This is a genomic window from Arthrobacter sp. CDRTa11, from assembly GCF_026427775.1.
In the GTDB taxonomy this organism is placed as follows: Bacteria; Actinomycetota; Actinomycetes; order Actinomycetales; family Micrococcaceae; genus Arthrobacter.
The window spans coordinates 955,858-980,676 of the sequence record NZ_CP044532.1 but is presented as its reverse complement, the minus strand read 5'-3'; the positions used below and the strand labels follow the sequence as shown (position 1 = coordinate 980,676).

General features: G+C 64.2%; 22 protein-coding genes, 1 tRNA gene and 1 riboswitch. Of the genes, 9 read left to right on the top strand and 14 right to left on the bottom strand.

Annotation, left to right across the window (positions count from 1 at the left end; all coding sequences use genetic code 11):
• Window positions 1-3: 3 nt before the first annotated feature.
• The 5 genes from F8G81_RS04560 to F8G81_RS04540 all read right to left on the bottom strand — a co-directional run bounded on the left by F8G81_RS04560 (window position 4) and on the right by F8G81_RS04540 (window position 7,280).
• Window positions 4-1,413, bottom strand: coding sequence for an L-serine ammonia-lyase (locus tag F8G81_RS04560; RefSeq protein WP_267277829.1), 1,410 nt, complete (start codon window positions 1,411-1,413; stop codon window positions 4-6).
• A 193-nt stretch (window positions 1,414-1,606) separates the two neighbouring features.
• Window positions 1,607-1,990 (bottom strand): glycine cleavage system protein GcvH, encoded by a 384-nt coding sequence (gcvH, locus tag F8G81_RS04555; protein ID WP_267277828.1) that lies wholly within the window; start codon window positions 1,988-1,990, stop codon window positions 1,607-1,609.
• 239 nt (window positions 1,991-2,229) lie between these two features.
• Window positions 2,230-3,378, bottom strand: coding sequence for a glycine cleavage system aminomethyltransferase GcvT (gene gcvT, locus F8G81_RS04550; protein WP_267277827.1), 1,149 nt, complete (start codon window positions 3,376-3,378; stop codon window positions 2,230-2,232).
• 11 nt (window positions 3,379-3,389) lie between these two features.
• Complete coding sequence (gcvP, locus tag F8G81_RS04545) at window positions 3,390-6,329, bottom strand: aminomethyl-transferring glycine dehydrogenase (protein ID WP_267277826.1); 2,940 nt, start codon at window positions 6,327-6,329, stop codon at window positions 3,390-3,392.
• Window positions 6,330-6,513: 184 nt separating this feature from the next.
• Window positions 6,514-6,611, bottom strand: a riboswitch (glycine riboswitch).
• Window positions 6,612-6,743: 132 nt separating this feature from the next.
• Window positions 6,744-7,280, bottom strand: coding sequence for a TetR/AcrR family transcriptional regulator (locus F8G81_RS04540; protein ID WP_267277825.1), 537 nt, complete (start codon window positions 7,278-7,280; stop codon window positions 6,744-6,746).
• A 68-nt stretch (window positions 7,281-7,348) separates the two neighbouring features.
• Here F8G81_RS04540 and F8G81_RS04535 point away from each other — a divergent pair, with 68 nt between their 5' ends.
• On the top strand, window positions 7,349-8,947 hold the full coding sequence (locus F8G81_RS04535; RefSeq protein ID WP_267277824.1) for an MFS transporter: 1,599 nt from the start codon (window positions 7,349-7,351) through the stop codon (window positions 8,945-8,947).
• Between the two features lie 28 nt (window positions 8,948-8,975).
• Here F8G81_RS04535 and F8G81_RS04530 read toward each other — a convergent pair whose 3' ends face one another.
• From F8G81_RS04530 to F8G81_RS04520, 3 genes are all read right to left on the bottom strand, one after another.
• Complete coding sequence (locus F8G81_RS04530) at window positions 8,976-9,434, bottom strand: SRPBCC family protein (RefSeq protein WP_267277823.1); 459 nt, start codon at window positions 9,432-9,434, stop codon at window positions 8,976-8,978.
• Window positions 9,434-9,853 (bottom strand): ArsR/SmtB family transcription factor, encoded by a 420-nt coding sequence (locus F8G81_RS04525; protein WP_267277822.1) that lies wholly within the window; start codon window positions 9,851-9,853, stop codon window positions 9,434-9,436. The genes F8G81_RS04530 and F8G81_RS04525 overlap by 1 nt, the downstream gene beginning before the upstream one ends.
• A gap of 109 nt (window positions 9,854-9,962) precedes the next feature.
• Window positions 9,963-10,442: a Dps family protein gene (locus F8G81_RS04520; protein WP_267277821.1), complete on the bottom strand. Its 480-nt coding sequence runs from the start codon at window positions 10,440-10,442 to the stop codon at window positions 9,963-9,965.
• A 213-nt stretch (window positions 10,443-10,655) separates the two neighbouring features.
• On the opposite strand from F8G81_RS04520, the gene F8G81_RS04515 reads away from it, so the two are divergent.
• The 3 genes from F8G81_RS04515 to F8G81_RS04505 are packed head-to-tail and all read left to right on the top strand — an operon-like array spanning window position 10,656 to window position 14,292.
• Window positions 10,656-11,690, top strand: coding sequence for a nitrilase-related carbon-nitrogen hydrolase (locus F8G81_RS04515; RefSeq protein ID WP_267277820.1), 1,035 nt, complete (start codon window positions 10,656-10,658; stop codon window positions 11,688-11,690).
• Window positions 11,687-12,727, top strand: coding sequence for an agmatine deiminase family protein (locus F8G81_RS04510; RefSeq protein ID WP_267277819.1), 1,041 nt, complete (start codon window positions 11,687-11,689; stop codon window positions 12,725-12,727). The genes F8G81_RS04515 and F8G81_RS04510 overlap by 4 nt, the downstream gene beginning before the upstream one ends.
• Complete coding sequence (locus F8G81_RS04505) at window positions 12,724-14,292, top strand: APC family permease (protein WP_267277818.1); 1,569 nt, start codon at window positions 12,724-12,726, stop codon at window positions 14,290-14,292. Before F8G81_RS04510 ends, F8G81_RS04505 begins: the two co-directional genes overlap by 4 nt.
• 135 nt (window positions 14,293-14,427) lie before the next feature.
• Here the strand turns inward: F8G81_RS04505 and F8G81_RS04500 are convergent, their stop codons facing one another.
• From F8G81_RS04500 to F8G81_RS04490, 3 genes are all read right to left on the bottom strand, one after another.
• Window positions 14,428-14,976 carry a hypothetical protein gene (locus F8G81_RS04500; protein ID WP_267277817.1) on the bottom strand — a complete coding sequence of 183 codons (549 nt, stop codon included), beginning with the start codon at window positions 14,974-14,976 and terminating at the stop codon, window positions 14,428-14,430.
• 270 nt (window positions 14,977-15,246) lie between these two features.
• Window positions 15,247-15,552: a DUF4193 domain-containing protein gene (locus F8G81_RS04495; protein WP_267277816.1), complete on the bottom strand. Its 306-nt coding sequence runs from the start codon at window positions 15,550-15,552 to the stop codon at window positions 15,247-15,249.
• 231 nt (window positions 15,553-15,783) lie between these two features.
• Window positions 15,784-15,990, bottom strand: a complete 207-nt coding sequence (locus F8G81_RS04490) for a hypothetical protein (protein ID WP_267277815.1) — start codon at window positions 15,988-15,990, stop codon at window positions 15,784-15,786.
• Window positions 15,991-16,185: 195 nt separating this feature from the next.
• Between F8G81_RS04490 and F8G81_RS04485 the strand changes: the two genes are divergently transcribed.
• Window positions 16,186-16,533 (top strand): hypothetical protein, encoded by a 348-nt coding sequence (locus tag F8G81_RS04485; RefSeq protein ID WP_267277814.1) that lies wholly within the window; start codon window positions 16,186-16,188, stop codon window positions 16,531-16,533.
• Between the two features lie 54 nt (window positions 16,534-16,587).
• On the opposite strand, the gene F8G81_RS04480 is transcribed toward F8G81_RS04485, so the two are convergent.
• Both F8G81_RS04480 and F8G81_RS04475 read right to left on the bottom strand, forming a co-directional pair.
• Window positions 16,588-16,664 (bottom strand) — tRNA-Thr (locus F8G81_RS04480).
• Window positions 16,665-16,839: 175 nt separating this feature from the next.
• Window positions 16,840-17,730: a DsbA family protein gene (locus F8G81_RS04475; RefSeq protein WP_267277813.1), complete on the bottom strand. Its 891-nt coding sequence runs from the start codon at window positions 17,728-17,730 to the stop codon at window positions 16,840-16,842.
• A 181-nt stretch (window positions 17,731-17,911) separates the two neighbouring features.
• Here F8G81_RS04475 and otsA point away from each other — a divergent pair, with 181 nt between their 5' ends.
• From otsA to F8G81_RS04455, 4 genes are all read left to right on the top strand, one after another.
• On the top strand, window positions 17,912-19,414 hold the full coding sequence (gene otsA, locus F8G81_RS04470; RefSeq protein WP_267277812.1) for an alpha,alpha-trehalose-phosphate synthase (UDP-forming): 1,503 nt from the start codon (window positions 17,912-17,914) through the stop codon (window positions 19,412-19,414).
• Window positions 19,404-20,240: a trehalose-phosphatase gene (gene otsB / locus F8G81_RS04465; RefSeq protein WP_267277811.1), complete on the top strand. Its 837-nt coding sequence runs from the start codon at window positions 19,404-19,406 to the stop codon at window positions 20,238-20,240. The genes otsA and otsB overlap by 11 nt, the downstream gene beginning before the upstream one ends.
• Before the next feature lie 238 nt (window positions 20,241-20,478).
• Entirely contained in the window at window positions 20,479-21,561 is a 1,083-nt protein-coding gene (locus F8G81_RS04460; RefSeq protein ID WP_267277810.1) for an ABC transporter ATP-binding protein, read from the top strand.
• Window positions 21,562-21,747: 186 nt separating this feature from the next.
• Window positions 21,748-23,166, top strand: coding sequence for a DUF4032 domain-containing protein (locus F8G81_RS04455; RefSeq protein ID WP_267277809.1), 1,419 nt, complete (start codon window positions 21,748-21,750; stop codon window positions 23,164-23,166).
• Between the two features lie 106 nt (window positions 23,167-23,272).
• Here the strand turns inward: F8G81_RS04455 and F8G81_RS04450 are convergent, their stop codons facing one another.
• On the bottom strand, window positions 23,273-24,661 hold the full coding sequence (locus F8G81_RS04450; RefSeq protein ID WP_416377102.1) for an FAD-binding oxidoreductase: 1,389 nt from the start codon (window positions 24,659-24,661) through the stop codon (window positions 23,273-23,275).
• Between the last annotated feature and the right edge of the window lie 158 nt (window positions 24,662-24,819).

Below are 24,819 nucleotides of genomic sequence, written 5' to 3'. Positions count from 1 at the left end.
GGCTCAGCACTCCACAACATTCACGGCGAGGCCGCCCATGGCTGTTTCCTTGTATTTTGAGCTCATGTCCTTGCCGGTCTCGCGCATGGTGATGATGACCTCGTCGAGCGACACCCGGTGCGAACCGTCGCCCCAGAGCGCCATCTTGGCGGCGTTGATTGCCTTGGCGGCCGCGATGGCGTTGCGTTCGATGCAGGGAACCTGGACCAGTCCGCCGATCGGATCGCAGGTCAGGCCAAGGTTGTGCTCCATCGCGATTTCCGCGGCATTCTCTACCTGGGCAGGGGTCCCGCCCATCACCTCGGCCAGGCCTGCAGCGGCCATGGAGGACGCCGAGCCCACCTCACCCTGGCAGCCCACCTCCGCGCCGGAGATGGACGCCTGCTCCTTGTACAGGACCCCGATGGCCCCGGCGGTGAGCAGGAACTTCACCACAACGTCATCGCGGTCCTGCTGGCTGGCGTTCTCCATGCCCGGCGCGAAATGCAGGGCGTAATACAGCACGGCCGGAATGATGCCCGCTGCTCCGTTGGTTGGCGCGGTGACCACCCTCCCGCCGGTGGCGTTCTCCTCGTTGACCGCCAGGGCGATCAGGTTCACCCACTCCTGCCAGTACTTGGGATCACGGTCCTTGTCTTCCTTCAGAAGGCGGTCATGCCAGTCCGGTGCACGGCGGCGGACCTTCAGCCCGCCCGGCAGCAGGCCTTCGCGCTTAAGGCTGACCTGGACGCAGCTTTCCATCACCGAGTAGATATGGAGCAGGCCCTCGCGGATCTCGTCCTCGGACCGGGAGGCCCGCTCGTTGACGAGCATGACTTCGCCGATGGACAGGCCCTTGGACTGGCAGTGGCCCAGCAGTTCAGCGGCGGTCCTGAACGGCAGCGGAAGCTCTTTCTTGGACTCGTCGAGTTCCTGCTGTGCCGCGTCCTCCTCGCCTTCGCGGACGATGAACCCGCCGCCCACCGAGTAGAACGTGGCCGTGTGCAGGACCTCGCCCCCGGCGTCGGAGACGGTGAACGTCAGACCGTTGGTGTGCCTGGGCAGGATGGTCAGCGGCCGCAGCACCATGTCCTGCACCCCGTACCGAAGGGGCACACCGTGTCCATCAGCGCCGGCCAGCTGCAGTACCCCGGTCTCCGCGATAGCGGCCAACCGTTCCTCCACCTCATCGGGCAGGATCAGCTCGGGATGGAACCCCTCCAGCCCCAGGAGGATGGCTGTCATGGTGCCGTGGCCATGTCCGGTGGCGGCCAGCGAACCGTACAGATCCACCCGGAGGCCGGCCACGCGGTCCAGCACACCGGAGGATTTGAGCTCGCCGGCGAAAACCGCACCGGCCCGCATTGGGCCCACGGTGTGGGAACTTGAGGGTCCTATTCCGATGGAAAAAAGGTCAAAGACTCCAACGGCCATGGTGATTCCTTACTGGGCTTGCGTGGTCCGGCAGTTGGTCCTGCCGGAGGCTGTGCGGCCACCTGGTGGGCGGCAGTACTGCCGGATGTACGACGCCGGACGGCAGCTTTTGGCGGGCCGCCGGCGTCGTGATCCGTACTTCTGTCATACGGGTCTTAGCGGAGGTTGGCAACCATCCGTGATCCGTGGAAGCTCACAGTTCGCCGCCGTTTTTGGAGGCGTAGTCCTGGGCGGAAAGAAGCGGGCCCTCAGATTCGGCGGCAACCTTGAAGAGCCAGCCGGCGCCGTAGGGGTCGCTGTTGATAAGCGCAGGGTCATCGACGACGGCGGGATTGATTTCCGTAACTTCGCCGGTCACCGGGGCGTACAGGTCCGAGACGGACTTGGTGGACTCAACTTCCCCGCAGGTTTCCCCCGCCGTCACGGCTGAACCGACCTCCGGCAGGTCCACATACACGATGTCACCGAGGGCATCGGTGGCGACGGCGGAAATCCCAATCGCCACAACGTTGCCACCCTCACGGGCCACCCACTCATGCTCGTCGGAGTACTGCAGTTCGGCGGCAACTTTTGCCATGTGTTTTTCCTTAATTAGTGTGTGAAAAGTGAGAGAGCATCGACTCAAACCACGCGAAAAGTGAGAGAGCGTCCGCCCAAACACTGCGTTAAGTGAGAGAGCGTCCGCCCAAACACTGCGTTAAGTGAGAGAGCGTCCCGGGCCGGCAGAGCCGGACTTTTCGAAAGCGTGCGTCAGAGCGACGAAGGAGCAGCACGCGTGAAAAGCCCGGTCTGCCGGACCGAGCCCGGACCGAGAAGCTACTTTTGGCGCTTGTAGAACGGAAGTGCGACGACTTCGAACGGCTCTGCCTTGCCGCGGAGGTCGATGTCCAGGGAGGTGCCGATATCGCTGTGCTCGATGTCCACGTAGGCCATAGCCACGGGGTAGCCAAGGCTGGGTGAAGGCTGGCCGGAGGTGACTTCGCCCACCACGGCGCCGTCCTTGAGGACCGGGTAGTGGCCCCGGCCGGCACGGCGTCCCAGGCCTTTGAGTCCAACCAGCCGGCGGCCGGCGGTGCTGCCGGCGCCTGCTTCCTTCATGGCGGTGAGGGCGGCCTTGCCCACAAAGTCGCCTTCCTTGGAGAGCGCGACGACCGGTCCCAGCCCGGCGGCGAAGGGGTCGCCGTCGAGGGACAGTTCGTTGCCGTAGAGGGGCATGCCCGCTTCGAGGCGGAGCGAATCGCGGGAGGCAAGGCCGGCGGGCACCAGCTCCCCTTCGTCCGCAATGGCGACGATCGCCTGCCAAAGTGCGGCGGCGTCGTCGCTATTGATGAAGATCTCGAAGCCGTCCTCACCGGTGTAGCCGGTTCGGGCCAGCAGGAGGTCCTGGCCGGCTCCGGCCACGAGGAAGGGAACCTCGACGGCGGCGTAGTACTTGAGCCCGGTGACCAGGTTGTGCTGGGCGGCGGGGACCAGGCGGAGGAGGAGCTCCTCCGCTTTGGGGCCCTGGACAGCGATCAGGGAGGTGTCCGCGGAGACGTCCTCCACCATGACATCGAAGTTCGCTGCACGGTCAGCAAGTTGGGCTGCCACCGTTTTGGCGTTGCCGGCGTTGGGGACAACCAGGAACACGTCGGTGCCATCGTCGGCAACCGGGCGGCGGTAAACGATGAGATCATCGATGATGCCGCCGTCTTCGTTGCAGATCAGCGAATATTTGGCTTTGCCCACGGCCATGGCCGAGATCTTGCCCACCAGCGCGTAGTCGAGGAACGCGGCGGCATCCGGGCCAGTGACCCAGACTTCGCCCATGTGGGACAGGTCAAAGATGCCGGCTGCCTTGCGGACGGCGTGGTGCTCCGCCAGCTCCGAGCTGTACTTGAGCGGCATCTGCCAGCCACCGAAGTCGGTGAAGGAGGCGCCGAGTTTCTTATGCTCTTCATAGAGCGCTGTGTAGTTCTCAGTCATCGAAGGAATCCTTAGTTTTCGAACTCGGAAAGCGGCGGGCAGGAGCAGACCAGGTTACGGTCGCCCGCGGCGCCGTCGATGCGGCCCACAGGCGGGAAGTACTTGTCCTGTCTGAGCGTGTGAACCGGGAAGACTGCCTGTTCGCGCGGGTAGGCACGGTCCCAGTCGCTGCTGATGGCGGCCGCGGCGGTGTGCGGGGCATTGCGCAGCGGGCTGTCCGCGACCGTGAAGTCGCCGTTGGCCACCTGGTCGATTTCCGCGCGGATCGAGATCATCGCGTCGATGAACCGGTCCATCTCGCCGAGGTCCTCGGACTCGGTGGGCTCCACCATCAGAGTGCCGGCAACGGGGAATGCCAGGGTGGGGGCGTGGAAGCCGTAGTCGATGAGGCGCTTGGCCACGTCCTCCGCGGTGACGCCGGTGCGGGCCGTCAGTTCGCGGAGGTCAAGGATGCATTCGTGCGCCACGAGGCCGCCTTCTCCTGTGTAGAGCACGGGGAAGAAGTCGTTGAGGCGGGCAGCGATGTAGTTGGCGGCAAGGAGCGCCGACTTCGTGGCCTCGGTCAGGCCTTGGCCGCCCATCAGCTTGACGTAGGCCCAGGAGATGGGGAGGACGCCGGCCGAGCCGTACTTGGATGCCGAAATGGGGACGTCGTTGCCTTCGGTCCAGGTGGCCGCGTTGCCCGGCATAAAGGGCGCCAGGTGTGCCTTCGCCGCCACCGGGCCCACGCCGGGTCCGCCGCCGCCGTGCGGGATGCAGAAGGTCTTGTGCAGGTTCAGGTGCGAGACGTCGCCGCCGAACTTGCCCGGCTGGGCGAGGCCGACCAGGGCGTTCAGGTTGGCACCGTCGATGTACACCTGGCCGCCGGCAGCGTGAACAGCGTCACAGACCTCGCGGACGTCGGCGTCGTACACACCGTGCGTGGACGGGTAGGTGATCATGATGCAGGAGAGCGCGTCCTTATTGGCGTCGATCTTCGCGTAGAGATCGGTGTGGTCGATGGTGCCGTCCGCTGCGGTGGCCACCACTACCACCTTCATACCCGCCAGCACGGCTGAGGCTGCGTTGGTGCCGTGCGCCGAAGCGGGAATCAGGCACACATTGCGCTGGTCATCGCCGCGGGAACGGTGGTAGCCACGGATGGCCAGGAGGCCGGCCAGCTCACCCTGGGACCCGGCATTCGGCTGGATGGACACCTGGTCGTAGCCGGTGATCTCGGTCAGCTGGGCTTCCAGGTCCGCGATCAGTTCGCGCCAGCCTTCGGTCTGGGAGTCGGGGGCGAAGGGGTGGATGGAGGCGAACTCCGGCCAGGAGATGGCTTCCATCTCAGCCGTGGCGTTCAGCTTCATGGTGCAGGAACCCAGTGGGATCATGGTGCGGTCCAGCGCCAGGTCCCGGTCGGACAGCTTGCGGATATAGCGCAACAGCTGCGTCTCGGAACGGTGGGTGCTGAACACCGGGTGCTGCATGTACTCGGAGGAACGTTCGACGGCGGGGTCCAGTGCGAAGGCTGCGTCGCCGCCGTCGGTGGCCGAAACACCGAATGCCTCCAGCACCTGGGCGGCGATTTCCGGCGTGGTGGTTTCATCCGTGGAGAAGCCCACTGTGTCGGCATCGATGCTGCGAAGGTTGATGCCCTTGGCTTCGGCCGCGGCAACAATCCCGGCAGCCTTGCCCGGTACGGAAACCGTGACGGTGTCGAAAAAGCTGGTGTGCAGGACGTCAAGCCCGGCTGCGCTCAGTGATGCGGCAAGGGTCCTGGCGTGGGTGTGCGCAGCCAGGGCGATCGCCTTGAGCCCTTCCGGACCATGGTAAACGGCGTACATGGAGGCCACGATGGCCAGCAGCGCCTGGGCTGTGCAGATGTTGGAGGTGGCCTTTTCGCGGCGGATGTGCTGCTCGCGGGTCTGCAGGGCAAGACGGTACGCGGGAACGCCGGCGTTGTCCTTCGAGACGCCCACCAGGCGGCCAGGCATGGAACGCTCAAGGCCCTTCTGCACGGCCATGTAGGCGGCGTGCGGTCCGCCGTAGAACAGGGGGACGCCGAACCGCTGGGCTGAGCCAACGGCGATGTCGGCCCCCTGCTCACCGGGAGGCGTGATCAGCGTCAGGGCCAGGAGGTCGGCAGCCACGGTGACCAGCGCGCCGCGTTCCTTGGCGTCGGCAATAACGGAGCTGTGGTCGAAAACCCGGCCGGAGACGCCGGGCTGCTGGAGCACCACGCCGTTGATAACGCCGTCGGGAAGTCCCTTGGCGAGGTCAGCCACCTGGACCTCAAAGCCCAGTGCCGCGGCGCGGCCTTTCACAATGGCGATGGTCTGCGGGAGGCAGTCGGCATCCAGGACGGTTTTCCCGTCGCGGGCGCCTGCGTTCTGGCCCGTGGCCTTATTTGCCCTGCGCATCATCAGCACGGCTTCGGCCACGGCGGTGGCTTCATCCAGCAGGGACGCGTTGGCGATGGGCAGGCCCACGAGGTCCTGCACCATGGTCTGGAAGTTCAGCAGCGCCTCAAGCCGGCCCTGCGAAATTTCCGGCTGGTACGGCGTGTACGCCGTGTACCAGGCCGGGCCTTCGAGGATGTTGCGGCGGATCACCGGCGGCGTCACGGTGTCGTAATACCCCTGGCCGATCATCTGCACGGCGGTCTTGTTCTTCGCGGCGAGCTTCCGCAATTCGGCGAGGGTTTCCACCTCGCTCAGGGCGTGGGTGAGCTCCAGCGGCGAGTCCTGGCGGATGTCCTTGGGAACTGCTGTGTCCACGAGTGCATCAACGGAGTCATAGCCAACAGCCTTGAGCATGGCGTCGACGTCGTCCTGGCGGCGTGAGCCGATGTGCCGGTCAACAAAGGATGCGACGGCTGGGAAGGTCGGGGCGAGGGCCGGGCTTGCGGGGGCCTGGGCAGCGGGTGCCGGGCTGGCGGAGGCCGGAGAAACAGTCACGAGGAACTCCATGTACTAAGGCGGCGAGGGTACGCCACATCGATTGGGTTCCTCCCCGCTCTGTATTGGACCTGAGAGTTTCCGCCTGCCCTGCTTCCGCAGGACCCGCTTGCACCGTCGGTGAGCACAGCTGTCCTGGTATTCCGGATGGTTCCGGGACACGCCAGGCGGACTGCCTGCTACTTTCCAGAGTTGCCTCGCCGCGGCGGTACATGGGCCTGTGAGATTCCTGGGGAGGGTTTGCTCCTACGGCGCCTGCTGTACCTACTGGCAGGACTCTCCCGCCGCAGATCAAAGGCTATTCAGTTGGATGATGTTGTTCATGGTGGCCGTTACCGGGCCCACACACGGTCCAATTGTCCTATGCCGTGCGCGTTCGGGCAAATGCCGCGGACCCATCAGGATACGGGCTCAGAGGATACGGACTCAGCTGCGGAGCCGGTCCAGCGCGGCCAGCAGGCCCGCAACGTCGGCCGCCGTCTCTTGGGCAGGAACGGGCCCCACGGAAAGCATGGCGTTGAAGTACAGCCCGTCGCCCATGTACAGCACCGGTTTGGCCATGGCCGCGCCAACGTCGGCGGCAATCTCCCGGAGCCAACGCTGCTGGATTGCCGCGAAGCGCTGACGTGTTTCCTCATGGGCCACCTCGGCGAGCCTGGTGGCAGCAACAATGGCACGGTCAAGGGGTGTATCTGCCCACACCGAAGACCTGATGAAGTACGCGGCCGCTCCCTCATCGGCGGCGGCCATGGCGTCGGCGTCGGCGGCTGCCAGCTCATCCAGCCTGTCCAGCAGCACCTCGATCAGGGCTTCCTTGTTCGGAAAGTGATACAGCAACCCGCCCTTGGAGACTCCTGCCCGCTTAGCGACCGCATCAAGGGTGGCGGCCCGCTCGCCCACCTCGATCAGCAGGGATTCAAAAGCATCGAGAACAGCCTCGCGGGCTACGGGTTTTCTGGCCATGGCTTCAATCATGCACGGTCCCGCCCCCGAAATTGATAACTATACCGTCTGGACGGTACAGTTATGTCATGACCTCGTCCGCAACTTCCCTCCGGAAAGCCCCTGAAGCGCTGGCAAACCAGCTCCCGGCCCGCTCCCGCACGCCCCAGGCACCGGGATCCAAAGCGCCCTGGCGCGACTGGCTTGCCCTGGGCCTGCTGATGTTCCCCGTGCTGCTGATCGCCGTGGACAACACGGCCCTGACGTTCGCCCTCCCGGCGATTGCACGCAGCCTGGAAACCACGGGAGTCCAGCTCCTGTGGATCGTGGACGCTTATCCTCTGGTGCTTGCCGGGCTGCTGGTGGCCATGGGAAGCCTGGGCGACAGGATTGGACGCCGCAGGCTGCTACTGGTGGGCAGCATCGGGTTCGCGCTGGTCTCAGCCGCAACAGCCTTCGCACCCAGCGCCGAGTGGCTGATTGCGGGCCGGGCAGCACTGGGATTCTTTGGTGCCATGTTGATGCCGTCCACCCTGTCGCTGATCCGGAATATCTTTCCGGATCCCAACCGCCGCCGGCTGGCGATCGCCATCTGGGCAGCAGGATTCTCCGGCGGCGCGGCCCTGGGTCCCATCTTTGGCGGCTGGCTAGTTGAACAGTTCTGGTGGGGAGCGGTGCTCCTGGTTGCCGTGCCCATCATGCTTCCGCTGCTGGCGTTCGGCCCCGCCTTCATCCCCGAATCTCGGGATCCCCGGCCCGGCCGCGTGGACGTCCCCAGCATGCTGCTGTCCCTGCTGGTCATGGTCCCTGTGGTCTACGGCATCAAGGAGGTGGCCACCGAGGGCTTCGGCGTCATGCCGCTGGCTTCCGTCACCTTCGGGGTGGCCATGGGATTCGTTTTTGTCCGCCGGCAGCAACGGCTGGCCAACCCCCTGCTGGACATGTCCCTGTTCAGCAACAGGGTCTTCAGCACGGCCATCTCTGCCAACGTGCTGGCGCTTTTTTCCTTCAACGGCTTTATCCTGTTCCTGGCCCAGCACCTCCAGCTATTGGAAGGGATGTCACCGTCCGCCGCGGGCGTCGCCATGATTCCGGCGCTGCTCGCCACGGTGACGGCCGGGCTGGTTGCCGTGCCGCTGGTCCGCCGGATAAGGCCGGGCTTTGTGGTGGCGGGCGGCCTCTCCCTCAGTGCCGGCGGCTACCTTATGGTCACCGTGGGCGATCACAGTGCCGGACCTGCCCTCCTGCTGGGCGCACTGTTCATCCTGGCACTGGGCGTTGGGACCGCGGAAACCATCTCCAACGACCTCATCCTGGGCTCCGCGCCGGCCGAAAAATCCGGGGCCGCCGCCGCCATCTCCGAAACAGGCTATGAGGTGGGGTCGGTGCTGGGAACGGCAATCCTGGGCTCCATCCTGACGGCGTCGTACCAGCAAAACCTCAGGCTGCCGGCAGGACTGGCGGAAGCCACATCCCACACAGCCGCGGACAGGGCCGGGGAGACCCTGGCCGGTGCCATGGAACTGGCCGGCACCCTCCCGGGACCACTTGCCACAGCCGTGCGGGAGGCGTCCCGGGCGGCGTTCGATTCCGGCGTCCACATCACGGCAGCCATCGCGCTGGTACTGATGGCGGCCGCGGCAGTCCTTGCCGCCGTCGTGCTCCGAAAAGTCCCGACGGCGCGCTAGGAGCCGCCCCATCGAACGCCGGTGGACGTCAGTGTCCCTCGAGGTAGGTGACGAGGGCGTCCATCAGGCCTTCGGTGCCTTCCTTGCGGCCCGCCACCTGGTCCTCCTCCGTGAAGTAGACGCCCTGTTCAGTGAGCGTCAGGATGGTTCCCTGGCCGTCGGCGTCCAACTCCAGGGTGCACAACGAAACGGAGGACCGCTCGCCGTTCAGCAGCATTTCGTAGGTGTATACGATCCGCTCATCCTGGACGATGTCGTGATAGACGGCGTGCATGGTGGAGACGAACCCGCCTTCGGGCCCGCCGACACCTGTCTCCCGCCCGCCGACGCGGAAGTCCAGGCTGGATTCGCCCTGGACCCATTCAGCGGGGCCGCCGAACCACTTCTTTTTGGTCTCGTAGTCGGAAAAGGCGTGGAAAACGCGCGACGGCGGGACGCTGAGCTTGCGCTCGATGGTGAAGCTGGCGTGGGTAAGGGGACTGCTCATCATGTGCTCCTGGGTGGATTCGGAGGGAATGTCTTGGTGTGTGGATTACTCGGATCAGGCGTTTCGGGAACTTTCAGCTCTGTGGCTTCAGGTTCGGCGGCAAGGAACGCCTCCAGCCGGTCCAGGATGCGTTCGCTGGCGGTCCGGCGGGCGCCGAGCCAGCTTTCGGCCAGCCTGACGGTGGCCGGAACGATGCTGCAGGTCCGTACCCGGCCGATCTTTTGACTCTTCACCAGGCCGCTGTTTTCCAGGACCTGGAGGTGCTGCACAACTGCCGGCAGGCTCATGGTGAAAGGCCTGGCGAGTTCCGAGACGGATGCCGGGCCGATGCAAAGCCGGACCACGATGGCCCGCCTGGTCGGATCGGCGAGCGCCTGGAAAACAAGGTCCAGGTCTGCCTCGGAACTATTGTTAAGCACATGCTTAAGTATGTTGGTGGAAGGCAGGAAGTCAACCCCCGGCACAAAAAAAGCGCCCGGCGCCGGAATGATTCCGGTACCGGGCGCCTGATCCAGGAGCGCCAGTGTCCTAGGGGGTATCTGGGGCTGTGACGCTGGCCGTGGCCTTCATGGTTTCTGCGTTAACCATCCAGGCGAACTGCTCAAGCCTGGCAATGAACTCATGGAGGAGATCGGCAGTAGTGGGATCTTCCTCCTCCACTTCGTCATGAACCTTCCGCATGGTTCCCACCGCCGCTTCCAGGGCTGCCACGGTTCGCTCGATCGCGTCCTTGGTGTTGATCAGGCCTTCGGGGAACGCCGGCAGATTGGTGGAAGCCGCCACGGTGGAGCTGCGCCCGTCCGGGAGTGCATGCAGTGCGCGCATGCGCTCCGCCAGGTCGTCCGCAAACTGGCGGCCGGCTTCGACAATCTCGTCCAGCTGCAGATGGAGGTCCCGGAAATTGGTCCCCACGATGTTCCAGTGGGCCTGCTTGCCCTGGATGTGCAGCTCAATCAGGTCCGCGAGTACAGCCTGCAGGTTATTGGTCAGGGTCGGTGAAGCTTTCATAAGTCCTCCTCGATTGGTCCAGCAGTCCCGACGCTATCAGCCCCCTGCATGGCCACAGGAGGGTGGGACGGAATTTCTCAGTAAGCTTACCAATTTGCTTCCCGGGGACATAAAAGAACGTGATTCATTTCGGGTCTTGCGCTAAAGCCGCCGACCCTCCATACTAAATGAACGTCATTCATTTAGTGACGATCGTCTCACTGGAGTAGCCACATGATTGAAATTTCCTGCCTTGATGCACCAGCGTCCCCTGCACGGACAACGCCGTCCGATCGCCCCGCCCTCCGGGTGGGAGTGGTGCAACACCGCTGGCACGCAGACGATGCCGTCCTGCGCGCCGAACTCGACGAGGGCATCAGCCGGGCCGCCAGGCTTGGAGCCACGGTGGTGTTCCTGCCGGAACTGACGCTCTCGCGCTACCCGGCAGACACCCTGCCGGTCAACGACACGTCCCGGCCGGGAGTGGTGCGGCCCAGGCCCTCGGACGCTGCCGAGGATCTCCTCACGGGACCCACCTTCCAGTTCGCCGCCGCATCAGCACGCCGTCACGGCGTCAGCGTCCATGCCTCGCTCTATCAGCGCGCGGACAACCCGGACGGCTCGGATGACGGGCTCGGCCTCAACACGGCCATCCTGGTCTCGCCTGAGGGCGAACTCCTGGCCCGTACACACAAGCTGCACATTCCCGTTACGGCTGGCTATTACGAGGACAAATTCTTCCGCAGAGGTCCCGCAGCCGCCGACGCCTACGAGGTCCACTCGCCCGCCGAGCTGAATGGCGCACGGCTGGGCATGCCCACCTGCTGGGACGAATGGTTCCCTGAAGTGGCCCGGCTTTACTCCCTCGGCGGTGCCGAAATCCTGGTCTACCCCACTGCCATTGGCTCTGAACCTGACCACCCGGACCTGGACACGCAGCCGCTGTGGCAGCAGGTGATCGTGGGCAACGGCATCGCCAACGGCCTGTTTATGGTGGCGCCCAACCGCTGGGGCAACGAAGGAACATTGAACTTCTATGGTTCCTCCTTCATCTCAGATCCGTACGGCCGGATCCTGGTCCAGGCGCCGCGCGACCAGTCCGCTGTGCTGGTGGCAGACCTTGACCTTGACCAGCGGCGGGATTGGCTGACTCTCTTCCCGTTCCTGGCCACACGGCGTCCGGACACGTATGGACGGCTCACCGAACCCGTCCGCCCCGGCCAGCCGTTGGGCGGAGAAGCACAGGCCTATCTGGAGGCAACAGCATGAGCACCTGGCGCATGCCAGCCGAAACAGCCCTGCAGGAACGCCTCTGGATGGCCTTCCCGACCGGCGGCTACACGCTCGGCGATTCCGAGGAAGCCGCCCACGCGGCCCGGTCAACTTGGGCAGCTGTCGCCAATGCCGCCGTCGAGTTCGAACCGGTCACCATGGTGGTAAACCCCGACGACGTCGACACCGCAGCCCGCTATCTGCACCCGGACATTGAGGTGCTTGCCGCCCCGCTGAACGATGCCTGGATGCGGGACATCGGCCCCACCTTTGTTCTTGACCAGCACGGCTGCCGCGGCGCCGTCGACTGGGTTTTCAACGGCTGGGGTGCGCAGGACTGGGCCCGCTGGGACAAGGACGCCCTGATCGCCGCCGAAATTTCCGCCCGCTCCGGGTCCCACCACGTGGTGTCCCCCTTGGTGAACGAGGGCGGCGGGCTGCAGGTGGACGGTGAGGGAACAGTATTGGTCACCGAGACCGTCCAGCTGGACCCGGGGCGCAACCCCGGCCTGAGCAAGGCCGATGTGGAAGCCGAACTGGCCCGCACGCTGGGCGCCACGCACGTCATCTGGCTCCCCCGCGGCCTGACCCGGGACTCGGAACGTTTCGGCACCCGCGGGCATGTGGACATCGTGGCAGCCATCCCCTCCCCCGGCACGCTGCTGGTCCACTCGCAGCGGAATCCGGCACACCCTGACTTCGACGTCTGCAGGGACATCATCAGCTACCTGCGCACCACGCGCGACGCTGCCGGCCGCGAGTGGAACGTCGTGGAGGTTCCCGCTCCCGAGGCCCTGACAGACGACGAAGGCTTTGTGGACTACAGCTACATCAACCATGTGGTGGTCAATGGAGGCGTCATCGCCTGCAGCTTCGGCGACCCCAACGACGACAAGGCCCTCCAGATCCTGGCCGAGGCCTATCCCGGACGCCGGATCGTCAGTATTGACGCACGGGAACTCTTCGCCCGCGGTGGCGGTATCCACTGCATCACCCAACAGCAGCCTGCTGCCCTCGAGAAAGTACGGACATGACCCACACCATCCGTAACAGCACCGCAACCGGAGTAGCTGACAGCACCGGGGCCGACGCCCCCGGCACGGCCCACGGCATCAGCGCCAAGGGACTGAAGGGTGGCCAGCTGGGCCTCCTGGCCGTGGTGGTCCTTGGCATCTCCACCATCGCGCCCGCCTACACGCTGACCAGCGCCCTGGGCCCCACCATCAATGAGGCCGGGCTCCAATTGCCGGTCATCTTCCTGATCGGATTCATCCCCATGATCCTGGTCTCGCTGGCCTACCGGGAACTCAATGCCGATTCCCCGGACAGCGGCACCACCTTCACCTGGGTCACCAAGGCCTTCGGCCCGTGGGTTGGCTGGATGGGCGGCTGGGGGCTCCTTGCGGCCAACATCATTGTGCTGTCCAACCTGGCCGCCGTGGCAGTGGACTTCTTCTACCTTTTCCTCTCCCAGCTCACGGGTTCACCGGAGCTGGCCGAGCTCGCCGCCAACAAGCCGCTGAACGTGCTGACCTGCTTCGTCTTCGTGGCCCTGGCGGTGTGGATCAGCTACCGCGGCATGCACACCACCAAACTGGTGCAGTACGGCCTGGTGGGGTTCCAGCTGCTGGTCCTGGGCCTCTTCGTAACCATGGCCTTCGCCAACTGGTCCACGTCCGAAACAGCCATCCCGTTCAGCTGGGAATGGTTTGACGTCACCAAGATCGAGACGTTCGGCCAGATCGCGGCGGGCATCTCGCTCTCCATCTTTGTCTACTGGGGCTGGGATGTATGCCTTACCGTGAACGAGGAAACCACCAACGGCAAGAAGACGGCTGGTTTGGCCGGGACCCTGACCGCCGTAATCGTCCTGGGCATCTACCTGCTGATCAGCATCTCCACCATGATGTTCGCCGGCATCGGCGATACCGGCAACGGACTCAGCAACCCCGACAACCAGGAAAATATCTTTACCGCCCTGGCTTCCCCCATCATGGGACCCTTCGCCATCCTGATGTCCCTCGCCGTCCTCTCCAGCTCGGCGGCGTCGCTGCAGTCCACCTTCATGTCGCCGTCCCGCAGCCTCCTGGCCATGTCCCACTACGGCGCCCTTCCCAAGCCGCTCAGCCGCCTGAGCAAACGCTTCTCAACGCCGCGCACCGCCATCATTGCCGCTGGAGTCCTGTCCGCGGGGTTCTACGCTGCGATGCACATCATCAGCGAGAACGTCCTGAATGACACCATCCTGGCGCTGGGCCTGATGATCTGCTTCTACTACGGACTCACCGCCATCGCCTGTGCCTGGTACTTCCGGAACAGCGTGTTCAGCAGCGTCCGCAACTTCACGCTTCGGCTGCTGTGCCCGCTGCTGGGCGGCATAGGACTCTTTGTGGTGTTCTTTCAGACCGCAGTGGACAGCCTGGCCCCTGAGTTCGGCAGCGGTTCCGAGGTGTTCGGTGTTGGCCTGGTCTTTGTCCTGGGCATTGGAATCCTGGCATTCGGAGCGGTGTTTATGCTCATCATGGCCCGCCTGCGGCCGGGATTCTTCCGCGGCGAAACCATCCGCCGGGACACACCGGCACTGGTGGTTCCCGAGTAGCCTGCCCGCAGCGGCAACAAAAAAGCGGCGCCCTGCCCGGAAAGCCTCCGGAGCAGGGCGCCGCTTTTTGTGGTTCCCTCTGCCTATCTCAATGCCGGCACCTTGTTTTCTACCGGCGTCCACCCAACCTGTGGATCACCAGAAGTGCGCTACATCAACAACCATGCGCGATCCGGCTCCCGGACCGTCCAGGGTGAAAACCCGGAACGGAAGCCGGGCGCGAACGCCCAGACCGATGCTTGTGTAGCCTTCAAAGCTGCCTGCGTACGCTACCTGACGGAAGGTCTGGTACCCCGAAACGTTGGACAGTTCGGCTTTGGCTGCCGGGCTGTACGTGACGTTGTAGTTGCTGTCATAGGAGGGTGCGTTCACAGTTACCTGGAGGAACGCGCCGCCCTGCAGCGGGATATCAAAACCTGAACCGTCCTGGACCACTACGGGGACGTACTGGACGGTGTAGCCGGCCACAGGGCCGTTAAGATCAACCACCAGGCGGTCGAAGCAGTAGTGCTGCCCCGTCCGGACGTTGGTTACCGATGCGGTGCTCATCGCAGGATTGGATTCAATCAGCGATCCCCATTCGAGTCCGCAATAGGATGTGGTAGCCGAGGCGGGCCCCGGAGCCAGGAAACCTAATCCGACAGCCATCAAAACGACTGCCAGCCATGTATGAATCTTTTTCATTGTGGGCCACCCCTTCGAGTGATTAGGTAGCTCAAGCGTAGGAGCGCCCAGGGCGGGAATCGAGGCTTGTATCCGCTTCGGCGCGGAACCGTTAATGAGGCCTTTTTCGGGTCACGCCAGAGTAATCGCGGAGGGGTTTTTAGGCCTAAAGAAACCTGATCGACGCCGTTTCTGGACCCTTCCGTTATGCCTTATAACGTTGCCTAACCGAGACGCAAAAGCGCCGGCCACCTCACGGTGGCCGGCGCTTGACGATCATGCAGGGATGGGTCAGCCTTCGCATTCCCGGCAGTATTTCAGGCCGTTCTTTTCGCGGGCAATCTGGGACCGGTGGCGGACCAGGAAGCAGGAGGAACAGGTAAATTCGTCGGACTGCTCCGGAACAACGATGACCGTCAGTTCTTCACCGGAGAGGTCAGCGCCGGGAAGGTCGATGCCTTCGGCGGTGTCGTTCTCGTCAACGTCAATCACCGCGGTCTGTGCACTGCCGCTGCGGGATGCCTGGAGGGCCTCCAGCGATTCGGCGGAAGATTCTTCGTCTGTCTTATTGCGTGGAGCGTCGTAATCGGTAGCCATAGCGTGGTTCACTTTCGTTGCTGCGCAGCACCATTTCAGGCACCTCAGTGAAGCAGTTTAGGTCATTATGCCGTTCCTTGGAGAAAAGTGTGCCCCAGCAGACACTCCGTGTTGATTCGCGCGCCGTTTCCAGGAGTTATCCGGCCAATTGCACGGCGGGAATTCAATCCGCCCGGCCCTTTACGCTCTGCCCTTTTACGCTCTGCCCTTTTACGCTCCGCCCGCTGACGGTCAGCCTGGGAAGCTTTGGGACGGCGGCACGGTTGCCGCTGCATGTGCTGCCATGGCCTCATCTGCTCCCGCCGCCACCCCGCTCAAGGCCGGCAACCAGCCCCAGCGGGTGGCGTCAGCCATGGCCCCGGCCGCCTGATCAACGGAATCACACAGGAACACATCCGCCAGGCGGGAACGGAGACGGGCCACGAGACTGAAAGGCATGTACTGAAAGTAGGGGGCGAATGTTGTGGGCGGGTTTCGGCCCGGTCTCACAGGCATTAACAGTCCCGCTATTAACAGCCACGAGAAGTCCGGAACTGCAGGTGTCCGGCGAATTTTCGTTCCCAGGCCGTGGTGGCTGCGGCCGTGAAGTCCTAGGCTGAAATCGCCGGCAGAACCCGTGGCTTAGGAGGCAGCATGGCCGTCAAACTCAACCGTAAAGCGTTGGCGCACGCCCGGAAACTTGTTGAGAACGGAAAGGTTGAACGCGATATCCGTGATGACTGGAGCGAACACGCGCCGTCAACTGATGAGGAAAACGCGTTTATCGACAAGCACGGTTTCGCCGATTTTGCGGAATGGCATCTGGGCCGGGACGACGAAGCGTCAGACGGCACTAAAGGCAGCGTGAGCTTTCCCTTTGGGGACTTCAAGAAGGTGCACCGCTGCGCCGTGATCTCACTGGAAAGCCGCGCAGGCCAGTACGGGCACGATGACATCCGGGACGCCGCCAAGAAACTGCTGGAGCTCATCGATAAGGATTGAGCTGATCGTCAGGGACCAAGCCTGGGTCAGTTCGCTCTGGACCGGCTGGAGAAGTGGAGCCTCCTGTCGGATTCGAACCGACGACCCCCGCTTTACAAGAGCGGTGCTCTGGCCAACTGAGCTAAGGAGGCGTGCCCCTGCGGGCGAACGCCTAAACGGCGCTAGATAAGGTTAGCCCAACTCCGGCCGCTGGTAAAAACGCGTGGACCCCCACGTTCCACAAAGGGAACTGCACCCCGCTCCACATAAGAATGGCCCGGCCCGGAATTTGCGTCCGGGCCGGGCCATTCTTTGAGCTGGTGTTGATCAGCCCTTAGCGTCGATCGCGGCCTGGAGGAAGTCCGGGAACGGGGTCTGGGCGCTGGCACCCTTGCCCCACTGCTTGCCGTCCACAAATACGGTGGGCGTGCCGGTCACGCCGATGGACGCGGCCTGCTTGGTGGTGTACGCCACGTAGGGACGGTAGGTCTTGCTGTCAACGCAGGCATCGATGTTCTTGGCGCCAATGTCCGTGGCCATCTTTTTCAGGTCATTGTCGGACAGGCCCGCTCCGCCTTCTGCCGGCTGCTGGGCGAACAGCTCGTCCACGAACTCCGCGTACTTTTCCGGGGATTCGTTGACAACGCAGGCCGCAGCGTTGGCTGCCCGGGAGGAGTAGTTGGTGGTGGACCGCGTATCCAGGAAGCCCAGCGGGCGGTACTCCACGGAAATCTTGCCCTCGTTGCGGAGGGCGGTCAGCTGCGCGTTGTTCTGGGCCTCGAAGTTCTTGCACGCCGGGCAGATGAAGTCGATGTAGAGGACAACCTTCACCGGCTTGCCGGCCTCGGCTTCGGCGCCGGGCGCCAGCACTTCAGCCGGGGCAGTCTCCGGCGGACCCGGCAGGTCCGCTGCGTTCACGGTGGCCGGCTCAGCGGGTGCCACCTCTGTATTGGCAAGTAATGTGACGCCGCCATGGATATTGCCGTTTGCGGGGGTGGGACCCTGCTCGGCAACCGGCGCGTTCTGCCGCATGCTGGTGGTCACCACCAGCGCTATCACCGCCAGGATTGCAACCACTGCCACCACGATGCCCCAGCCGATCAGCAGCTTGTTGCGCTTGTCCTTTTTCAGCTGGGCCTCGCGGATCAGGCGCGCTTTTTCGCGTGCCTCCGCCGTTCGCTCAGCCTTGGACTTACGTACTTCGTTTGCGGGGCTCATGTGTTCCTTGGGTCGATCGACGTGGGGGGACCACTCAGTGGCAACTCCATCATTTTAGGGGAGAAAGCTGAGAGCTTGCGCCTTCAAGCATTCCTCCAAAATGACCAACGGACGAATAGCACGGAAGATTCCGTCCCGTTATGGTGGGCAGAGAGGCACAAGCAAACCCAAGGGGTCCGCAATGCAAACACCTGTCCAAGAAAAACCCATCGTTGTATCCGACGCCGGCGCTGCCGCGAACGGCCACAGCACCGGGACAAAGTACGACTTCATGGTGGTGTCCAACAGGCTGCCTGTGGACCGCTGCGCCACGGGAGAGAGCGGCGACGACGGCAGCGGGTGGCGCCGGTCGCCCGGCGGTCTGGTGACCGCGCTCGCTCCCATGATGACCAAGACTGACGGCGCGTGGGTAGGGTGGCATGGAGCTCCCGACGAGACGGTCAAGCCTTTCAGCCATGGCGGGATGGACCTGGTCCCGGTTGAGCTCAGCACCGAGGACGTTGAGCTGTATTACGAAGGGTTCTCCAACGCCACGCTGTGGCCGCTGTACCACGACGTCATCGCCCCGCCGGAGTTCCACCGGACCTGGTGGGATGCCTACCGCAGGGTCAACAGAAGGTTCGCCGACGCCGTCGTCCGCCATGCCGACGAGGGCGCCACGGTGTGGATCCAGGACTACCAGCTGCAGCTGGTGCCGCGGATGCTGCGCGAAGCGCGGCCGGACCTGCGGATCGGGTTCTTCAACCACATCCCGTTCCCGCCTCCCGAGATCTTCGCCCAGCTTCCCTGGCGGCAGGCCATCATTGACGGGCTGCTGGGCGCTGACCTGGTGGGCTTCCAGCGCGCCAGCGACGCCGGCAACTTCATGCGCTCAGCACGGCGCTTCCTGGGTGCCAGCGTCAAGCAGCAGCAGGTGCACGTCAAGGGCCAGGATGATCAGGTTACCCACATTGCCCGGGCCCAGGCCTTCCCCATCTCCATCGACGTTGGCCACATCAGCGAGCTGGCCAGCAACCCGGAGATCATCGAACGGGCCCGCCAGATCCGGCAGGACCTCGGCAATCCCAAGACCATCCTGCTCGGCGTTGACAGGCTGGACTACACCAAGGGCATCAGGCACCGGCTCAAGGCCTACGAGGAACTCCTGAACGAAGGCAAGCTCACGGTGGGCGACGCCACCCTGATCCAGGTGGCCAGCCCCAGCCGTGAACGGGTGGAGCAGTACCGGCTCCTGCGCGAGGAGGTGGAGGGAACGGTGGGCCACATCAATGGCACCTACGACACCATCGAGAACACCGCGGTCCGCTACCTGCACCACAGCTACCCGGTGGAGGAGATGGTGGCCCTGTACCTTGCCGCCGACGTCATGCTGGTGACCGCACTCCGGGACGGCATGAACCTTGTGGCCAAGGAGTATGTGACCGCCCGCAAGGACAACAACGGCGCCCTGGTACTGAGCGAGTTCGCCGGCGCAGCGGACCAGCTCAAGCAGGCGCTGCTGATGAACCCGCATGACATTGACGGGCTCAAGGACACCATCATGCGGGCCGTGAACATGTCCCCCAAGGACGCCGCACGGCGCATGCGGGCCATGCGCAAGCAGATCCTTGAACACGACGTGGACCACTGGTCCGCGGACTTCCTGACGGCGCTCAACGAGAAAGTGGTCCGCGATGACTCCTGATACCCGCCCCGCCAAGGGCCCGCTGACCCTCTCCCCGGAGCTCCGGGAGGCGATCCGGCGGGTCGCGCAGACCGAACACCTGCTGGTTGCCATGGACTTCGACGGCACCATCTCCCCCATCGTTAACCGCGCCGACGACGCCCGGCCGCTTCCGCGCTCGGCGATCGCTTTTGCGGGGCTTGCTGCCTTACCCAGGACGACGACGGCGCTCATCTCCGGGCGTGCCCTCGCCAGCCTCCGCGGCGTCGCGTCGCCTCCGGTGGACACGCTGCTGATTGGCAGCCATGGTGCTGAAGCCTGGCTCGGCCCGGGCTCCACCGAGCTGACCCTGGATGAGGATCAGCGGGAGCTGCTCAGCGAGGTCCGCAGCATCCTTGAGGGCATCGTGGCGGAGGCTCCGGGCACTCTCCTGGAAGAGAAGCCCGCCGGAGTGGTCCTGCATACAAGGCTGGCCGCCGACGATGTGGCCGAGGACGCCGTCGCCGCGGCCCGGTCGCTGCTCCAGGAGCGCAAGGGCGTTTTCCTGAAGAACGGCAAGCGCGTCCTGGAGACGTCCGTGGTGAATGCTTCGAAGGGCGAAGCTGTGACATTTCTGCGCCAGATCACCGGAGCAACATCGGTCCTCTTTGCCGGCGACGACACAACGGATGAGGACGCCCTGGCCAGGCTGGAACCTGGCGACGTGGGCGTCAAGGTGGGGCTCGACTTTACCCAGGCCGAGTTCCGGGTGGAGGCCCCGGTGCACGTCGCGGAACTGCTGGAAACGCTGCTGCATGAGCGAAGCCTGGCGGTGGCCGAAGAAGCACCCGGACAGCTGGGAAGTTAGCCGGCATAGCCAAGGTCACATGTGACCTCCGTAACATTTGCACCGTTTCACCAATCATCTGACATACTCTTGGTTGTGATGTGGCGCACAAGAACCGTGCGGTGTCACGCGAAGCTCCTCGGCCTCGGCCGGGGAGTTTCAAGCAATATGAGCGGTTAAAGCACCAAATAACTGAATTACATGAACCATTCACAACGGATCGTCCGGCACGTACCTGCCGGTGAAGGGATTGATAACTGTGGCTACAGTTACTTTTGATAACGCTACGCGTCTGTACCCGGGCACAGATAAGCCCGCCGTCGATAAGCTCAACATCGACATCGCCGATGGCGAATTCCTGGTCCTCGTTGGACCCTCCGGTTGCGGTAAGTCCACCTCGCTGCGCATGCTCGCAGGCCTTGAGGACGTCAACGCCGGCCGTATCCTCATTGGCGACCGCGACGTCACCGACGTTCCGCCGAAGGACCGCGACATCGCCATGGTGTTCCAGAACTACGCGCTGTACCCGCACATGACGGTTGCAGACAACATGGGCTTCGCCCTGAAGATCGCCGGCGTCAGCAAGGAAGAGCGTGCCGAGCGTGTCCGCGAAGCAGCCAAGCTTCTTGACCTTGAGCCGTACCTGGACCGCAAGCCGAAGGCACTCTCCGGCGGTCAGCGCCAGCGTGTTGCCATGGGCCGCGCCATCGTGCGTAACCCGCAGGTCTTCCTCATGGATGAGCCGCTTTCCAACCTGGACGCCAAGCTTCGTGTCCAGACGCGTACGCAGATCGCATCCCTGACCCGCCGCCTCGGCGTCACCACCGTCTACGTGACCCACGACCAGGTCGAGGCCATGACCATGGGTGACCGCGTGGCTGTGCTGAAGGACGGCCTGCTGATGCAGGTCGACACCCCGCGCAACCTCTACGACAAGCCCAAGAATGTCTTCGTCGCCGGCTTCATCGGCTCCCCCGCCATGAACCTGCTGGAACTGCCCGTCGTCGACGGCGGCGTCCAGTTCGGCGGAACGGTTTACCCCGTACCGCGCAACGTCCTCGAAGAAGCACACGGCAGCACGGTCACCCTGGGCTCACGCCCCGAGGACCTCGAGACCGCACCGGCCGGCGAAGGCCTGAAGGTCGAAGTTGACGTTGTTGAAGAGCTGGGTGCCGACGCCTACGTCTACGGCCACACCACGCTGGACGGCAAGGACCACGACATCGTGGCACGCGTCGACGGCCGCCGTCCCCCGATGAAGGGCGAGGCCATCTACGTCCGTCCGCAGTCGGGCCACGTGCACCTGTTCGACACCAAGACCGGCCTGCGCCTGGGCGACTAGTCCCCACCGGCGCCCTAACCTCGCTCCGCTTCGGCCAGGGAACCCTGCCGGCGTGGGCCCACCACGGGTGCCTAACCACTGGCGCCGATATCTGAACCGACGGCGGCCCTCCTTCCTGGACGGGCCGCCGTCGGCGTTAACTCCAATGTTTAGGCCCGCCGCCCCATGTACGGAAGAATTGAACCCATGACCGAGGAATACAGCGCCCAGTGGCACGACGAACCCACCGACTACGCGCAGATCGGCAAGCTGCCGCGGTTCGAGGCCGCCAGCGCCAATGATTCCAAGCTTTCGGCTGTTTCCAGTTCACTGAACATCACGGCCGCTGCAGCCGACCCGGAGCTGCTGGACCTGCCCTGGCACATCGCCCTGGAGGACTGGCCTGCAGAGAACCTCGCTGCCCTCCCCCGCGGCATCTCCCGGCACATCGTGCGTTTCGCCCACCTGGGCCACTCCGTCATCGCCATCAAGGAGACCTCGGAGCACGTCGCCCGCCACGAGTACCACATGCTCCGGAAACTGGCGCGGCTGGACGTCCCCTGCGTGGAGCCGGTCGCCGTCATCACCGGCCGCACCACCCTGGACGGCAGGCCCCTGAACCCCGTGCTGGTGACCCGGCACCTGAAGTTCTCCATGCCGTACCGCGCCCTCTTCTCCCAGATGCTGCGCAAAGACACGCTGACCCGCCTCATCGACGCCCAGGCGCTGCTGATGGTGCGCCTGCACCTCATCGGCTTCTACTGGGGCGACGTTTCATTGTCCAACACGCTGTTCCGCCGTGACGCCGGCGCTTTCGCTGCCTATCTTGTGGACGCCGAAACGGGTGAGCTGTACCCGGATCTTTCCACCGGACAACGGGAGTACGATCTCGAGATCGCCCGGGTCAACATTGCCGGCGAGCTCATGGATCTGCTCGACGGCGGACTGATCGAGGAAAAGGTGGACCCCGTGGCCACCAGTGAACTCATCATGGACAGCTACCGGCGGCTCTGGGCAGAACTGACGGAAAAGGAATCCTTCGAACTCGGCGAACGGTGGCGGGTGGGTGCGCGCATCCGGCGCCTCAACGAACTGGGATTCGACGTCGAAGAATACGCCATCAAGACCACCCAGAACGGCACCACCATCCAGCTGCAGCCCAAGGTGGTGGATGCCGGGCACCACCAGCGGCGCCTCCTGCGGCTTACCGGGCTGGACGCCCAGGAAAACCAGGCCCGCCGGCTGCTCAACGACATGGACACGTTCCGCGCCGACAACAATCCGGACATGGACGAGGAATACAGCGCGCACCTTTGGGTCAGCCAGGTCTTCGAGCCCATCGTGCGGTCCATTCCGCGGGACCTCTCCGGCAAGCTGGAGCCGGCGGAAGCCGTCCATGAGGTGCTGGAGCACCGTTGGTACATGTCAGAAAAGCAGGAGCGCCACATCCCGCTGGCCGAGGCCGTCCAGTCCTACATCGATTCCATCCTGCGCCACCGCCGGGACGAGGCCGCGATCATGCTGAACCCGGACACGGAGCTTCTCAAGATCCTCGAAGTCGAAACTGAAGAGTCCAGGTACGGCCCGGAGGAATCCATCGACGAGTACCCGGACGTGGACGACTAAACACAGCCCTCGCTCCAGATTGCCCGTCCCCAACTAAGTAGCAGTAAGTGTCGTTTTGAGCGCTCATAACGACACTTACTGCTACTTACTTGGGTCTCGCCTTTGCCTAGATAGCCTTGCCGGGATTGAGGATTCCGGCCGGGTCAAACAGGTCCTTGATCCTGCGCTGCAACTCCCTGACCGGTTCCGGCTGTTCCAGGCCCAGCCAGCGCAGCTTGTACTGTCCGATGCCGTGCTCACCGGTGATGGTGCCGCCCATCTCCAGCGCGGCGTCAATGGAAGCGTCCAATGCCAGGTTCAGGCGCTCCATCGCGGCTTTATCCACCGCGTCGTCCAGCCGGTCCACCCAGAACGTTGGATGGAGGTTGCCGTCCCCGGCGTGCGCCACCACTTTAAGGTTCACCACGTGCGCGGCCGCCATGCCTTCAAGGGCGGCAACGTAATCGACCAGGCGCGAGCGGGGCACAGCTACGTCCTCGCCCACCCTGTACTCGTCATCCACTTCCACGCCCCTGCTGTGCCGCCGCAGGTCCACGAGGTGCTCGGCTTCCGCGCTGGCCTCCATGGTGACTACGGCTCCTCCGTCGGCCAGGACCCTTCGGACAACGTCGGCCTCGGCGGCGGCGCCGAACCCGTCGGTCTGGACCAGGAGCAGTGCCCGGCCCCGGGAACTGAGGTCCGAGCCGTGGATGCTGTCCAGCTGGGCCAGCGTGCCGCCGTCGAGCAGTTCCATGATGGCAGGCTGAACGCGCGCCCTGCCCACCGCGAGGACGCCGGCGGCGGCCAGCCGGAAGTCCGGGTAGAAGGCCGCGATGGTGTGAATGTCCCGGGGCAGGTATTTGAGCCGGACAGTTACACCCACCACGATTCCCAGCGTCCCCTCGGAACCGACGAAAAGCCCGGTGAGGTCATACCCGGCAACACCTTTGAAAGTCTGGTGGCCGGTATGGATGAGTGACCCGTCGGCCAGCACCACGTCCAGTGCCAGGACGGAATCCCTGGTGACCCCATATTTGGCGCAGCGGAGGCCGCCGGCGTTGGTGGCCACATTGCCGCCGATCGTGGAGGTGCGGAAGCTGGCCGGATCCGGCGCATACATCAGCCCGTGAATCGTCGCGGCTTCGTTCAGGACAGCGTTGACCACTCCGGGCTGGACGACGGCGGTCTCGTCATCCGGGTTCAGGTCCAGGATGCGGTCCATCCGTTCAAGGGACAGGATGACGCAGTTCCTGCTCGCGTGCGCACCACCGGAAACCCCTGTTCCGGCTCCACGGGCTACCAGCGCCACACCCATGCCCGCACAGCTACGGACCGCCGACTGCACGTCCGCTGTTGACTCCGCGAAAACCACAGCAGCCGGCAGCTGGTAATCCAGGACTGGCCCCTGGTCCAGGGCGTACCGGGCCAGCGTAACCTCGTCGGTGCTCACCTTTCCCTGCCCGAGGGTGCCTTCAAGCTCTTCAACAATGCTGCCCACGCAGCCTCCAGTCCTCATTCGTCCGTTCGTCCGTTCGTCCAAGTCTAGGACCGGCATGTGGGAGCCGGCCCGGGCAGCTTTCCTCCAGTGCCTCATTCTGCAAACGCTTCCACAGCTGCAATTCATCCAGTCATTTGAACCTAAGCAGGCTTGTGGTCACATGACTGGAAGCGTTT